12 protein-coding genes are annotated in these 14741 nt (G+C 59.0%); 6 read left to right on the top strand and 6 right to left on the bottom strand.

Annotated elements, in window-relative coordinates; translation table 11 throughout:
• Positions 1-78 precede the first annotated feature (78 nt).
• The 3 genes from VSP_RS09360 to VSP_RS34685 all read left to right on the top strand — a co-directional run bounded on the left by VSP_RS09360 (position 79) and on the right by VSP_RS34685 (position 3489).
• Positions 79-1266 (top strand): Gfo/Idh/MocA family protein, encoded by a 1188-nt coding sequence (locus tag VSP_RS09360; RefSeq protein WP_029190309.1) that lies wholly within the window; start codon positions 79-81, stop codon positions 1264-1266.
• A 104-nt stretch (positions 1267-1370) separates the two neighbouring features.
• Positions 1371-2828 carry an IMP dehydrogenase gene (gene guaB, locus VSP_RS09365; RefSeq protein ID WP_009960223.1) on the top strand — a complete coding sequence of 486 codons (1458 nt, stop codon included), beginning with the start codon at positions 1371-1373 and terminating at the stop codon, positions 2826-2828.
• 199 nt (positions 2829-3027) lie between these two features.
• Positions 3028-3489, top strand: a complete 462-nt coding sequence (locus VSP_RS34685) for an RDD family protein (protein ID WP_009960224.1) — start codon at positions 3028-3030, stop codon at positions 3487-3489.
• Positions 3490-3628: 139 nt separating this feature from the next.
• Here VSP_RS34685 and VSP_RS09375 read toward each other — a convergent pair whose 3' ends face one another.
• Both VSP_RS09375 and VSP_RS09385 read right to left on the bottom strand, forming a co-directional pair.
• The gene (locus VSP_RS09375; RefSeq protein ID WP_009960225.1) at positions 3629-4837 is read right to left on the bottom strand and encodes a hypothetical protein; all 1209 of its coding nucleotides are present in this window, start codon (positions 4835-4837) and stop codon (positions 3629-3631) included.
• 341 nt (positions 4838-5178) lie between these two features.
• The gene (locus VSP_RS09385; RefSeq protein ID WP_009960227.1) at positions 5179-6435 is read right to left on the bottom strand and encodes a hypothetical protein; all 1257 of its coding nucleotides are present in this window, start codon (positions 6433-6435) and stop codon (positions 5179-5181) included.
• 256 nt (positions 6436-6691) lie between these two features.
• Between VSP_RS09385 and VSP_RS09390 the strand changes: the two genes are divergently transcribed.
• Together VSP_RS09390 and VSP_RS09395 are read left to right on the top strand one after the other, a co-directional pair.
• Positions 6692-7168, top strand: coding sequence for an RDD family protein (locus VSP_RS09390; RefSeq protein ID WP_029190310.1), 477 nt, complete (start codon positions 6692-6694; stop codon positions 7166-7168).
• Positions 7169-7331: 163 nt separating this feature from the next.
• Complete coding sequence (locus VSP_RS09395; protein ID WP_009960230.1) at positions 7332-7856, top strand: RDD family protein; 525 nt, start codon at positions 7332-7334, stop codon at positions 7854-7856.
• 1081 nt (positions 7857-8937) lie between these two features.
• Here the strand turns inward: VSP_RS09395 and VSP_RS09400 are convergent.
• Positions 8938-9453, bottom strand: coding sequence for a hypothetical protein (locus VSP_RS09400; RefSeq protein ID WP_009960233.1), 516 nt, complete (start codon positions 9451-9453; stop codon positions 8938-8940).
• 338 nt (positions 9454-9791) lie between these two features.
• Here VSP_RS09400 and VSP_RS09410 point away from each other — a divergent pair, with 338 nt between their 5' ends.
• Positions 9792-10304, top strand: coding sequence for a hypothetical protein (locus tag VSP_RS09410; protein ID WP_157210814.1), 513 nt, complete (start codon positions 9792-9794; stop codon positions 10302-10304).
• A gap of 438 nt (positions 10305-10742) precedes the next feature.
• Here the strand turns inward: VSP_RS09410 and pheT are convergent, their stop codons facing one another.
• Genes pheT through pheS form a run of 3 tightly spaced genes read right to left on the bottom strand, consistent with a single transcriptional unit; the run spans position 10743 to position 14642 of the window.
• Positions 10743-13142, bottom strand: coding sequence for a phenylalanine--tRNA ligase subunit beta (gene pheT / locus VSP_RS09415; RefSeq protein ID WP_009960236.1), 2400 nt, complete (start codon positions 13140-13142; stop codon positions 10743-10745).
• Between the two features lie 57 nt (positions 13143-13199).
• Complete coding sequence (locus VSP_RS09420) at positions 13200-13580, bottom strand: GxxExxY protein (RefSeq protein ID WP_009960237.1); 381 nt, start codon at positions 13578-13580, stop codon at positions 13200-13202.
• Between the two features lie 45 nt (positions 13581-13625).
• Positions 13626-14642 (bottom strand): phenylalanine--tRNA ligase subunit alpha, encoded by a 1017-nt coding sequence (gene pheS / locus VSP_RS09425; RefSeq protein ID WP_009960238.1) that lies wholly within the window; start codon positions 14640-14642, stop codon positions 13626-13628.
• Positions 14643-14741: the final 99 nt, after the last annotated feature.

Raw genomic sequence — 14741 nt, forward strand, 5'->3', positions numbered from 1 at the left:
AGGCCGGTTTAGCGGCATGACTTTGGAATATTTGGCGGACTCTTTCGTATGGTGGTTGTTCGCAACCTCCCATACACCATGACGCGCCGACACTTCCTCGCCACCACCTCCGCCGCTGCTGCATCCCTCCCTTCTCTTCAGGCTGCCCAGGGGGGCAAACTGAAGGTGGCGGTAATCGGGCACTCCGGTCGCGGTGCGTACGGGCATGGGCTGGACACGATGTGGCTGCAAGTGCCAGAGACGGAAATCGTGGGCGTGGCGGATGCGGATGAAAAAGGGCTGGCTGGCGCGGTGACGAAGCTCAAGCTCAAGAGCGAGCAGGGATTTGCAGAATACGCAAAGATGCTGGCGACGGTGAAGCCCGACATCGTGGCCATTGGTCCGCGTCACGTTGACCAGCATCGCGACATGTTGCTGGCTGCGATCAACTCGGGGGCGAAGGGCATCTACATTGAGAAGCCGTTCGTTCGCACGCTGGCCGAGGCCGATGAGGTGCTGGCTGCGGCGAAGGCGAAGAACGTGAAGATTTCGATCGCTCATCGCAACCGCTTTCACCCTGTGCTGCCTGTGGTGCAGAAGCTCATCGACGACGGCACGGTGGGCCAGGTGCTGGAGATGCGCGGTCGTGGGAAGGAAGACCAGCGTGGGGGCGGACTGGACCTCTGGGTGCTGGGCACTCATGTGATGAATCTGGCCTGTTACTTCGGGGGCAAACCGTTGGAGTGCTCCGCCGTCGTTTTGCAGAACGGCAAGCCGGTCACCAAGGCTGACGTGGCGGAAGGAGCGGAGGGCATTGGTCTGCTCGCCGGGAATGAAGTGCATGCCCGTTACCAGATGGAGCGCGGCATGCCGGTCTATTTTGACTCCATTCAGAATGCGGGGGTGAAGGAGGCAGCTTTCGGGCTGCAGATCATCGGCACCAAGGGCATCGTCGATTTTCGCATTGATGTGGAACCCCTTGCGCACTTCCTGCCGGGGAATCCTTTCCGTCCCGTGAAGGAGCCCCGAGTGTGGCAGCCTATCACTACCGGTGGCATTGGCCAACAGGAGCCGATTGCGAACCTCGGGAAGAATGTCGGTGGACACCTCACTGCGGCGGCAGACCTGATCGCTGCCGTCCGGGAGAACCGAGAGCCGCTTTGCAGTGGCGAAGAGGGGCGCACTACTGTGGAAATCGTGGCCGGAGCGTTCGAGTCCCACCGGCTGGGGGGGGCTAGAGTGGCCCTGCCGCTGAGTGACCGCGGAAATCCTCTGGCGAAGTTGTAGGGACCGCACCGAGTGTTCCAGAATTTATCGACTCAGAGAGACGATCTTGTGCACCTTCTCAAAACTCGCGTTTGACAGGGCCGCCAAAATGAATTTCATCGCCTATGGGCGAAATCTCATTGTCTCTCTCTTTCGACGACGTGCTTCTGCTGCCTGGCAGAAGTGAAGTGCTTCCTGGTGAAGTTTTTCTGGGTACGCAGCTGACCAAGGCGCTGCCTCTGAACATTCCCGTGCTGTCCTCCGCCATGGACACTGTCACGGAAAGCGAACTGGCCATCGCACTGGCCCGTGAAGGTGGCATGGGAGTCATCCACCGCGCCTGCACCATCGACTTTCAGGCTGAGCAGGTGGCCCGGGTGAAGCGGTCGGAGAACACGGTCATTCAGAAGCCCCTGACTGTCCGCCCCGACACCACCCTGGCCGAACTCGCCCGCCTCATGCGGGAGAAGGGCGTCAGCGGCTTCCCGGTGGTCGATGAAAAGAACGTTCTCGTGGGCATGGTGACCAGCCGTGACATGTGGTACCTCGAAGACGAGTCCACCCCGGCACACAAGATGATGACGCCTCGCGAAAAGCTGGCGGTGGGTGAGCCGGATACGAACTGGGAAGAGGCGCTCAAGATCCTCTATATCAATCGCATTGAGAAGCTTCCCCTGGTGGATGCGGCCGGACACCTGGCTGGTCTGATCACCAAGCAGGATATCGAGAAGCGCCAGATGTTCACCAGCGCCGCCAAGGACGGCCAGGGCCGTCTCCGGGCCGGTGCTGCGGTGGGCGTGAGCGAAGACTGCGTGGATCGCGCACTGGCCATGCAGGCGGCAGGGGCGGATGCCATCTTCATTGATGCCGCCACGGGACACACCTCCCGTGTCATGAACGTGATCAGCCGACTGCGTGAAGCGCTGGGCGACGGCACCCCAGTTGTCGCTGGCAACGTGGTCACCAAAGACGGCGCGAAGGATCTCTGCGACGCGGGTGCCTCCGCCATCAAAGTGGGCGTGGGACCAGGGTCTATCTGTACCACGCGCATCATCTCCGGCGTGGGCATGCCGCAGTTCAGCGCGGTGCAGGAGGTGGCCGAAATCTGCCGCCCCCGCGGTGTGACAGTCATTTCTGACGGTGGGATTCGTTTTTCTGGTGACGTGGTCAAAGCCATCGCCGCTGGCGCGGATCTGGTGATGTTGGGCTCACTTCTCGCTGGTACCGCGGAAAGCCCGGGGGCCATGGTCAAGTGGCAGGGCCGCACCTTCAAGGAGTACCGTGGCATGGGCTCCCTCAAGGCCATGCGCAAGGGGGCAGGCGACCGCTACGGTCAGAACTCCTCTGGCAAACTGGTTCCTGAAGGCGTCGAGGCCCGAGTGCCCTACAAGGGGCCGCTTGCCGACGTCGTCTTCCAGCTCATGGGCGGCCTCCGCTCCGGCATGGGCTACGTAGGCGCGGACAACCTTCAGCAACTGCGCGACAAAGCCCGCTTCGTCCGCATCACCGCTGGCGGTCTCAAGGAAAGCCATCCTCACGACATCGTGATCACGGAAGAGCCCGTGAACTACGAAGTGGGTTGATGGGAAAGCAAAGACTGTAGACAGAGATCTAAGTTTGAAGCCTCCCGCATCGGTGCCGCTTGTTGGCTGGTGCGGGAGGCTTTGTGTTTAGAGCTTGCTCGCCAGACATTGAACTGCTGGTTCGCGAGTGGAGTGAAGAACTTGAGTGTTCTCCGATGCGGCAGTTCCCATTTGTTCGTGAAATGCTTTGGTGCCTCCTATGGAACAGAACGCTTCTCCTGACGCTTTTGAGTTTGCCTCGCTCTGGGAGCGACTGGCCGCGCATCTCATTGATGGCGTGATCATGATCGCCATTTTTCTTGCTCTCATGTTCATGTTTACCCAGCTGGGCTCTTACAGTCCGCTTCCGGAAAACGCTGCATTGGTAGGGACGATGGTCTTGGTAGTGGGGTATCGGCTCTTCGGGGATGCTGCAATGGGTGGGCGCGCGATTGGGAAGAGGCGGATGGGAATTAAGGTCGTTGACGCAACCACTCGGAAAGCTTGCACTTTCTGGCAGGGTGCACTTCGGAACGTGCTGTTCTTCATCCCACTGCTGAATGTCCTTGATCTGCTCTTTCTGTTGCTGGGGAGGCAGGAGCGGCTTGGCGACAGACTCGCCCGTACCTATGTGATCCGGAATGAACTTCTAGGGCCCCGACCTCAGAAATCCCTGTATTGAAAGTGCTCCCACCTGGTAAGGTTCGGCGTAGTGACGGGCTTTACCTCTCACAAAGGGGCTGGGCTCTCGGGAGCCATTCGGGCCTTAATACCTTTCAAACAAGCCTGGATACGTATCTCGCCGGACCTCGGTAACTCACTTATCCCCTCCCCAACGCCTGATTCAGAGCCGCAATGGCAGACGTCAGTTCCTGGAGATTACATCCTCCGCCGAAGCCAATCACGCGGTCGCTGAGGACAATGACGCCACGGTGTTGGACCTCGGTGGTCTGCTGGTTTCCAGAATTGGATTGGATGGATTGGAAGATGCCGGTGCGGATGTCCTGAACCTCTGCGGCGGGAACGAGGGTTTCATGCTGGGTAGCTCCGCAGGTTTCCACGACTTGCAGCGCCTCAGGCGTGGCCGTGATCTGGTGATGCGTGCGATTCATACGCCAGCCTGTGATCATGACCCCCAGTCCCATGACGCCGAAGGTGGCAACTCCGCCGCACCAGAAGAGGCAGAATCCGTTCCACAGGAGTCTGAAGAACAGTGGTGGACCATCTGAAGAGTTAATCCACATGCGTGCTCCCATCACGATCATGAAGGTGGCCACCGCCACGAAGACTGTCCCCATGATCAGAATGCCCTTGCCGATCTTTCCAGGAGAGATGTGGACCACGCTGCCATGACCCCGGCGTTCCACTTTGATCCGTGAGCGTGGGGCGGAGCCCAGTATGGAAGTGTTATCGCGCAGAGGGGCCTCGGCAGATGCTGATAAGGGGGCGGCAGTGTGACGGAGGCTCACGGCTTGACGCAGTTCCTCACAAAGCCAGGCCTTCTCCTCCGCTGTCAGCGCGCTGCCAAACTTGATCTTCCTGGGGCCAGCCTTGATTTCAATGCCGTGGACCGGTTTGTAGTTTTCAGTGTAGAAGACCACAAGCTCGATGCTCGATATATCCTGACGAGGTAGTGATCTGCGCTTCAGCCGGCCCAACGTCCGTCGTTCATGGATGAGTTCCACCGCATCCACCTGTAGAATGTGAAAGCTGTGGGATTGGCACAAACCGGCATAGATCAACCCGACGCCGATCAGAACAAAGGTGCCGACGATCAAGATCGCTCCGAGTTCAATGCCGCCCGGTTTATTCGCCGACAGCATGGAGACCACGAAGAAGGAAGAGAACAGGAACCAGATGATGCCGAACAGAAGTATGCCGCTGCATCCGCCCTTCGCTGGAACCGTCCAGGTACGGGTGGTGCCGTTGACTTCGACAGTGATCCTGGAACTGGGCGGCAGGACGGATTGGAGCCGTCCTTCTCCCAGCAAGTCCTCGGGAGTCTTGTCGCGATCTGCGGCGATTTCCATGAGCGATGTCGTGTGGCCACAGTGGGGGCAGGTCACCAGCATGTCCCACAGGGCGTCGTTCAGCCGTTGTGGGAGGGGTACGTGTCCCTGGCATTGGGGACAAGGGAGAGAGCGTTTTCCTTTCCGGATTTTACGTTCGAGGAACCAGCGCAACAGAGCGCGCTGCCAACGGGGCAGAGTTTGGACTGACATAGGAGTCAGATGAATGACTTGTTACTGAAATGATGATCCTCATGGGAGGGATCCAGCAGGTTTGCTGGGAGACCATGGGGGATGGATTGGATCTGCTGGCAGAACCGCTGTGGCCCGGGGATGGCTCGCAGGGATCGGTCAGGGGAAGGTCACTCATGTCCCAGCGCTTGCTTGAGCGCGGTCGTGGTGGCGGTGAGTTCAGGCAGACTGCACTCACCGCCAAAGCTGATCACGCGATCTTGCAGGACGATGAGGGCGCAGTGGTTCACCTTGGTGGCTCTATGGGGGCCTGAACCGGAAGCCATGGTGAAATAGATGCTGGTGCGGATGTCCCTCACCCCTGAGGCGGGGACGAGTGTTTCATGTTGCCAGTTCCCATGGCTCTCCAGCACCTGTAGAGCCTGGGGAGTGGCGGTGATCTTGAAGTGGGTGCGCAGCATGCGATAACCCGTGAGAAGGGTGCCCAGCCCCAAACCCACGAAGAGGATGACGCTGAGGCACCATAGGATGAAGAGGCCATTCCAAATCAGAACCAACGGCAGGGGCCAGGTTCCCGAGAATGGCAACCACAGGCTCCGTGCCATGATCAGCAAGAAGGTCGCGAAGGCGAAGATCACGCAGCCGAAGATCATGATCCCCTTGCCCAAGTTCCCCGGGGCCACGTGAACGACGCATCCCTGTCCGGGAGCCTCGATAACTATGCGGGGTGCTGGTGCTGACCCGGCGCTGTCTGTGGTTGTCACCTCTGACGAGATGGGGTCCCGTCGCTGCCCAAGGAGGGTGCGACGAAGATCGCCGCAGAGCCCTGATTTTTCGTTGGGAGGGAGCGCGCTTCCGAACCGAATCCTCCCTGATTGACCCTTGATTTCGATCACATAGACGGGACGACGGTTCTGGGAGTACAGGCGCTCCAACTCCACGCTGACGATGTCCTCACGGGGAAGAAACTGGCGTTTGGTGGAGCCAAACACGTTTCTCTCGTGGACCAGTCCCGAAGCATCCAGCGACAAGACATGGCTTGAGAAACTCTGGAGCATGCCGGCGATGAGCAGTCCGACGCCGAGCAGGACAAACCCCACCGCGATCAGGGGAGGTGCGTACCCCTGACTGGCGGCTTTTTCAGAAGAGAGAACGGCAAACGCGACGAAGGCGCAGAACGCCGTCCAAAGGGTGCCGAACCTGAGCAGCGGGTTCCAACTCTTGGGCGCGGGCAGCGTCCAGGTGTGAGTTGCCCCGTTGTGCTCGTGATGGATGTGCGAGGTGGCTGGAGGGCTCTCTTCTATGTGCTCCCCGGCAAATTCTTCTTTGACGCTCTTGTGGCGGTAGGAGGCGGTTTCCAGGACGGAGCACGCATGACCGCATGCTGGACAGGTAACGACTGCCTCCCACAGGATATCATCGCTCAACCGATGGGGGGTGGGAATATCTCCCTGGCACTGGGGACAGGGCAGAGAACGCACTCCTTTTCGGAGTTGTCGCTCTAAAAACCAGCGCAACACGGTGCGCTGCCAACGGGGCACTAGGTGTACTGACATGCATTGCCGGACCCTCCGGCGCGGCTAGCAACGCGCATGGACGGAAAAAATCAACTCCTTCCTCGCGAAACCTTTGTCACTTGGTGATGGATTCCCTGGGCGGTCGGTGGGACGGTGGGACCCCACCATGCGAAGAAAAGCCCGTTCGGATGCCGAGATTGCCACGCTTTACCAGCGGTTGGCGGCTCATTTTATTGATAGCTGCATCATGGTGGCGCTGATGCTCGTGTTTGTGATTCTTGCGGCAATGATGGAGAATGTGAGCAGCCATCTCGCAGGAGCCATGCGAGTTCTGGGAGGCCTGGCGGCGCTCGCCTACCGGCTGCTGGTGGATGGATTCAGGCAAGGCCAGGGGGTGGGAAAGAGACGCATGGGCATTCGGGTGGTGGCCAGCTCAACGGGGCATCCCTGCGGGTTGGGACAGTCTGTGGTGAGGGCGTTGCCGATTTTCATCCCCTTCATCGGTCCGGCGGATGTGTTCCTACTTTTGGTAAACAAGCGTCGACGTCTGGGGGATTTCCTCGCCCGAACAGAGGTGCTACAGGGCAACCCTCCGCCACCACCCGCGCGGAAAAAGAGACAGCGGGCAAAGAAGAAGGGCTGAGGGTTTCAAGGGTGGTTTCGGAGTGTAGGCAACAAAATTGCTGCAACATGCCGCCAATCTGTAGAGAATCGGCGATGAAAAAGGTCAGCGGGGGAGGGCCTATCGTGTGTTAGGCCGTTGCCCGTGATCAGATAGCAATGCCCTGCCACCTGCGATTTTCCCCATGACTGAGATCATCAAACCGACTGAACTGGAAACCGCGTCTGTTGCCCAACGGGTGGTGGCGCATCTCATTGATTTGGCGGTGATGTTTGGGGCAATGATGTTGCCGGTGATGCTAAACCCAGGTGGGAATGTGGAGGTGCTGATGCTCTTTTGCAGCATGTTCGCCGTTTTGGGCTACCGGTTGTTCGGCGACGCGGTCTTTGGCGGAGCGGCATTGGGCAAGCGCCTGCTGGGACTGCGGGTGGTGGATGCGGAGACTCGCCATCCCTGTTCCTACATGCAGTGTGCCATCCGTACCGGCATCACGCTCATACCCCTGGCTCCGGTGGTGGAGTTCATCCTCCTGGCCATTGATGGTCAACAGCGCTGGGGTGACCAGCTTGCCCGCACCTATGTGCTGCGCCGTCACGCGAAGGCGGAGCCCTATCACGCTCCTTCGCATCCCATTGATTTCGCTGGATTGAAAGAAACGGTCAGTCACCTGCATCCTCACGGGCATGCGGAGGATGAGGTGAAGCGGTAGGTCAGTGCGTCAGTGCGTCAGTTTTTGGGTTCGAGGTAAGTTTATGGTGTGTTTGATGCTGGTCTCCCAGGAAATCACTTCTGCTGTGCCCTCGTGGCGGGCTCACGCCCCAGATATCCGCCCACTGGTGTTTGATCGCCAACCATCCATCGCCCTGTAGTTGTCGACGGGAGGAGAACGGACCAGCCGCGCGCGTTTTTTGGGGTGGCCGCCAGGGAGCCACCTTGAGGCGGCCGCCCCAGATCGAAGTTGATCCCCAGCGGGGATCTCTAACACAGCCCAACGTTGGACGAGCCCTAAGCGAGTCAACGTTGGGTGCCTCCCAGAATGATGATCAGGTGGGTAGGCCGACAGCATCTGCTTTCTCCCCACCGCCATCAACACCCCCACGTCAATGGGACCCGATGTCATGCGCTGACTGACGTTCCCGGCAAGATGCCGGAAACAGCAAGCAGGATGCGTGCGCTCCCCTGAGGATCCCTGGCAGGCACTAGCCTCTGCGTCGGCAACCTTCGCGTTCGCGTCATGTCACCAAGATTCGAAAGACGCTGGGGCTCCATGAAGAGGATTAGAGGCAAGTTTGACGAAGTCCAGCTCTCGTCAAGGCCGGGCTAGAGCTCTGGACAGCTCTTACAGACAAGTCTTGAATGCGAGCGAGTGCTTTAGGAGGGCGAACTGCGTGAATCTGAACCGACCGTTAGACGGTTGATTTCCTGCCGCAGAGCTTCGTTCTCACTTTCAAGTATTCGAATCTGTTCGTGAATGGGGAGAGGCGGCGGGCCGGAACCTGGTTGCACAACCCTCTCGTGGCGGATCAGGACATGATGATGGGGGCCAGTCTGCGCAAGTGCTTCATGAATCCGGCCAGTCTGATCTTGATATCTGATCCTGTAGGTGCGATACAGACTCCTTCCATTAAGGAATGCTTCGGAACTGCATGACAGGAGGGTGTACCCCAAGGCTGTCACATGTCGAGCGATCAATCGGCGGCTTCTTCGACTCAATTCGCTGTAGCAGAGAATTGCCACGGCTGCCATGAACAACGAGCATGCAGGAAACCACACATAGAGAACGTCAACTGTCATGCCGTTGTGGAGTGGAGTCGAGATTCCTCGTTGCTCTGCAACTCTGCCAGACGGTGTTTCAAGAGGCGATTCTCCTCCTGAAGTTTGAGGAGATGTCGCAAATCCGATTCTGAGAGCAGGTCAATGGTGTTGGTAGGCGTGTAGATGGGGGTCCAGTGTTCTTGAGGTGCCTGAACCGGGGTTGCTGCATCTTTAGAGTTGAGGGGCTTCTGTTCACCGATGAACACACCAGCGATAGGCGTCACGGCCGCGACAGCTTCATATTCCTGCCCTTCTGCATCGCAGTAACGGATGGCATAGAGGGCGCCGTCCAAGGCCACGTGAGCACGCTGTGAGCGCTTTCCTGCTGTCAGTGTCAGGCCTCTGAGAGCCAGATACTCGCCGATGCGTCGAAGGTTCTTCGGTTTGCCAACGCCGTATTTCCAGTAGAGAAAGAGGGGCAAGATCGCGATGGTTGCCAAAAGGAGCCAGCCAATCGTGCAGATGAAATTCCTGGCGAGCTCCGGAGACATGGTTTGGTCGAACACCTTAAGGAATGCGAGTGACGGGGTCAAGATGTACCGGCCAGGCTGTCCTTTGCAAGTCGTCAACTAAGAGAGAGGACTTGCTGAGTTCAGGGGAACTTGAGATATGCAAGCTGGGAGCCGACGGTATCTTCTTGGCAATACTGGATGCTCATCAGGAGAGCTTTTTCGAAATGCATAAAAGCCCACGGCTTTTGAGAAAAAAATCAGCAAGAATGAACCCAAGGGAGGCGTAAAAACCCGCAGGATGTTTTGCCGATACATGCTAAAAGTGTGGAGGTCTCATTCGCCTTATCCAGTATAATCATCTCCCCCCAATCAAAATCATGCGCTGCTTGCTTTCTGTTGCCCTATTGAGTCTAGCCTTTGCCTCTGTTTGCGCGGGGCAATCGATTGGCCATTTCGACCAAAAAACGGCTAAGGGGGCTTTCTATGTGTCGGTCGATGATCGGGCGACTCTTTACATCAATGGGATGCTCATTCACCGATGGTCGGTGGGGGAAGAACGTTCTCCTGAAATTGAAATTCGCACAGGAGATCGAATCACCGTGAAGCTGGAAGATGACGGTGGAGAAAAGAGGTTCATGATGATCTTCGCTTCCACAGATGGTCAGACGGTAGTGAGCTTTCGGAACCGGGATTTCAAAATCATCCCGGAACTTGATGCTACGGATTTCACTCCTGAAGAGTTTGAGAAGTGGAAGAAGTTTGCCGTCCAGTTCAAACACAAAGACCGCTTGCCCATAAAGAGTTATTCGGATTGGGTGTGGGGGGATTTGAAGAACTCGATTCTGGGTTGCGTGCTCATGCCCAAGATGTTCACGCAGAAGCCCAGGTAACTTTTGGCAGCCTCGTTTTCTTGTCCTCGGGCGGAAATGTCTGGCGCTTTGGATTGAGTCACTGCCGACGGTCGCCTGTGACATGAGGCATGGGTGGCCACTGAGTGCCTATTTTAATATTGCGTCGATAAACCATCTCGACAAAATAAAACCGCTCCGCCGGAGCAAAGCTCAACAGCAGAGCGGTTTAGAGTCCCACCTGTGTCGTCTCAGAAGCTGGCTGCCGTTCCCAAGGAAAGCGACAGGGTGGAGACCCGCATAAAGTGCGTTTGCCGTCCAGTGAAGGCGTGGCAGCGGCACCCAAAGCGCAGTCTCCGGTGCTATCAATTATCGGTTCGGGCCATGTGCGTCTGCAAAAACGAACACCGCAGGAGAGGGGATTCCGTTTCCGGAAAAGTTGATGTCAAAGATCGAAAGAAAAAGCTCCAAGAAGGGCTGTTACCGGATGGTAGCGGGGAGCGTGCCAACCAGCGTTTTCAGCACACGGGCGTGCGCTTCATCCACTTCTTTCGCCGCCAACGTGCGGTCGGACGCACGATACGTCAAGCACCACGCCACGGACTTTTTGTCACTGGCGAGCTTTTGTCCCGTGGTGTCTGTGAACACGTCGAAGAGCGAGGCTCCAGCGAACAAGGGCTCCTTGAGCGTGCTGAAAAATGCGGCCACTTTGGCGGTCGCCAGATCGGCAGGCACCTCGAGCGCGACGTCGCGTGTTATGCTGGGGAAGCGGGGCAGATCACTGAACTTGGCCACGCCTTGGGCACCTTGTTGGAGGGCGCTGATGGCGAGCTCTGCGACGAAGACGGGGCTGCGGGCATCCAGCTCGCGAGCGCGGGAGGGATGGAGCTGGGCCACCCAGCCGAGCGTCTTGCTGCCGCGTTTCACCTCGGCGCTCAGGAGCCAGCCGGGGAGGGGCTTGGGCACCAACTCCAGGCCCAGGCCAGCCAGACCGGGCAGCGCTTCCAGAAGGCCGCGGAGGTCTGTGAATTCCAGCGCGGGGCTTTCTTTGGTGTGCCAACTGGGCGGCAGAGAAGGGCCGCTCAGGAGCAGGGCGAGGCGTTCTTCCTCACGAGTGCTGCCATTGGGATTTTTCAAGAAGACGCGACCGATCTCGAAGAAGCGCAGGCGCTGAAGGCTCTGCCGGATGTTGAGGGCGGCGGTGGCGATCAGTCCGGGGACAAGGCTGGGGCGCAGGGTGGTGTGATCTTCGCTGAGGGGATTCTTCACTCCCACGGCTTTGTCCGGCGTCAGGGCAGGCCCGAGGACGTCGGTGAGCTGGGAGCCGGAGATGAGGCGCAGGGTCTGGGCCTCAAAGACGTCCCGGTTCACCAAGGCCTGGCGCAGGGTCATGGTGAAGTCATAGGTACGGTCGGGGGCGAGGCTCGGGGAGAAGGCGGCGGCGGTGCGGCTGGGCACACGGTCCAGACCGATCACGCGAGCGACTTCCTCGACCAAGTCCACGGAGCGCTGGAGATCCCCACGGTAGGAGGGGATGTGCCAGAGGGAGGTGGTATCCGTCTCACTCTTCTTCGCCAGGCCCAGACCGGTGAGCACGCCGTGCATCTCTTCACGGCTCAGGTCGGGGATGCCGATGAGATTGCGGGCGCGGGTTTCGTCAAAGGTGACGTCCTGGGTGAGCTGGGGGGCGGTGCCCGCCACGAGGACCTCGGCCTCAGCCGTGCCGCCGGCAATGTCGAGGATGAGTTTCACTGCCAGGTCTGATCCAGCCAGGGGACCCTGCGGGTCCACGCCACGCTCAAAGCGGTAGCTGGAGTCAGAACTGATGCCCAGACGCCGGGCGGTGCGTCGAATGAAGCTGGGGGTGAAGTAGGCTGACTCCAGCAGGAGATCGGTGGTTGTCTCCGTGACGCTGGAGGCTTCGCCACCCATGACTCCGGCGATGGCCACCGGGGCACTCGTATCTGCGATGACGAGGTCGTCGGTGGTGAGCTCATAGGTGGCCGCATCGAGAGCCACGATCTTCTCACCCTCCATCGCCTGGCGGACGATGATCCCGCCGTTCAGCTTGTCGAGATCGAACGCGTGCAGCGGCTGGCCCACCTCGAGCAGGACGAAGTTCGTGATGTCCACCACGTTGTTGATGGGGCGCAGACCTACGCTCTGAAGACGGCGCTGGAGCCACTCGGGGCTCGGGCCCACCTTCACGCCCTTGATGATGCGGGCGCTGTAGAGAGGGCAGCGCTCGGTCGTGTCCAGACGCACCTGATCGGGTGTCGCCTCCTTCACTGTTGCCTGCGGGACGGGGGGCTTGGGTTCGAGACCTTTCTTGGTCAAGGCGGCCAGTTCGCGGGCCAGACCAGTGTGGCTCAGCAGATCAGGGCGGTTGGGGGTGATTTCCAGATCGAACACCACATCTGGCGGCACCACTTCCGTGAAGGGCGTGCCCACCTTCAAAGCAGGATCCAGGATCATGAGGCCGGCGTGGTCATCGCCGATGCCAAGCTCGCGACCGCTGCACATCATGCCATTGGAGACCACATCGCGGAGCTTGCCCGCCTTGATCTCCAGTCCGCCGGGGAGAATGGCTCCCGGCAGTGCCAGCGGGACCTTGTCGCCCACCTTGTAGTTCTTCGCCCCGCAGACAATCTGGCGCGGCGTGCCGCTGCCGTCATCCACCTGGCAGACACTCAGGCGGTCCGCATTGGGATGCTGGAGGGACTCAAGGACCTGCGCGACCACGATCTTGTCGGAGTCAACACCCCGAACCTCAATGTCCTCCACCTCAATGCCCGCAAACGTGAGGAGGTCACGCATGCTGTCCACGGTGTTGCCGGAGAGGTCGAGGTGCGTTTTAAGCCAGGAGAGGGAGACTTTCATAGAAGAAAAAGGGTTTGGACAGAATTAACAGAATTTACAAAATTAGATTTCTTGAGATCAGGCTCTGGGGTTGATGCGGGCCTTCTTCTTAAACTCGAGCGAACGGGAGCCGAAGTTCAGCAGCAATCCATCGTCAATGCCGGTGGCTGAGAGGTAGTTCACGACTTGGACTTCGTGGGCAGCACTCAACTTCTCGATGGCTTTTAGCTCGATGATGAGTTTGCCCTCGACAAAGACGTCCGCGAAGTAGCTGCCGACTTCGATGCCGCGGTAGCGGACCTTGATGGGCTCTTCGGTCACGTACTTGATCCCGGCTTCTTTGAGCTCCACGCAAAGGGCATTGCGATAGATAATCTCCAAGAACCCAGGGCCGAGCGTGCGGTGTACCCGCATGGCGCATCCAATCACCTCTCCGGCAAGATCGTAGTCCCGACTCATACCTAATTCCGTTAATTCTGTTAATTCTGTCTGAATGAATTCGAATTAGAATTGGGACAAGAACCGGACGTCGTTCTCAATGAGATGGCGGATGTCGGTGATGCCGTGCAGGATCATCGCGAGGCGGTCGAGGCCCATGCCGAAGGCGAAGCCGGTGACTTCCTCGGGATTGAAGAGGTTGTCACCGCGCATCTGGGACACCGCCTGGAAGACGGCGGGGTCCACCATGCCGCAGCCTGCGATCTCGATCCAACGGGCCTCCTGGCCTTTCACCTCGAGCTTGATGTCGATCTCAAAGCTGGGCTCGGTGAAAGGGAAGAAGTGAGGGCGGAAACGGACCTGGGTCTGGGGGCCAAAGATCTCCTGGAAGAAGACTTCCAGGGTGCCTTTGAGGTCGGCGAGGCTGACATTCTTGTCCACGTACAGGCCTTCGAGCTGATTGAAGACGCTGAGGTGGGTGGCATCGATCTCATCGCGGCGGTAGGCGGCACCGGGAGCGATGATGCGCACGGGGAGGGCCTTCACGGACTCCATGGTGCGGATCTGCACGGAGGAGGTGTGCGTGCGCAGCAGACGGCCGTCCGGAAGATAGAAGGTGTCCTTCTCATTGCGGGCCGGGTGGTCGGCCGGCGTGTTCAGAGCGTCGAAGCAGTGCCACTCCGTTTCAATCTCCGGGCCGTCTGCGACGGCGAAGCCCATGCGGCGGAGGGTCTGGATGGCGCGGTCACGAATGCGGGACAGCGGGTGGAGCGTGGCGCTGGGTGAGGGGCGGCCAGGAAGCGTGATATCGATCCCCTGAACGGAAGCCGCGTCTTTTTCGGCCTGAAGGGAGAGGAGTTTTTGCTCGATGCCAGCCGTCAGGGCGGTGCGGACTTCGTTGAGTTTGGCACCGACGGCGGCTTTCTGGTCGGGAGGGACGTCCCGCATCTGGGAGGCGACTGCGGTGAGGCGGCCTTTTTTGCCCAGGAAGTTCACTCGCAGGGCTTCGAGAGCGGTTTCATCGCCCACGGAGGCCAGCAGGGTGAGACCTTCGAGCTGGATGGTGTCGAGTTCTGAGAGCATGGGAAAGGGGAGGAGTGCGGGAAAATCAGGTCAGGTCAGACCGGTTAAAAAAACAAAAAAGCCGGAGCAAAGCTGCCCCGGCTTTCGTAGAATTTTTTG

The sequence above is a fragment of the Verrucomicrobium spinosum DSM 4136 = JCM 18804 genome, from assembly GCF_000172155.1.
In the GTDB taxonomy this organism is placed as follows: Bacteria; Verrucomicrobiota; Verrucomicrobiia; order Verrucomicrobiales; family Verrucomicrobiaceae; genus Verrucomicrobium; species Verrucomicrobium spinosum.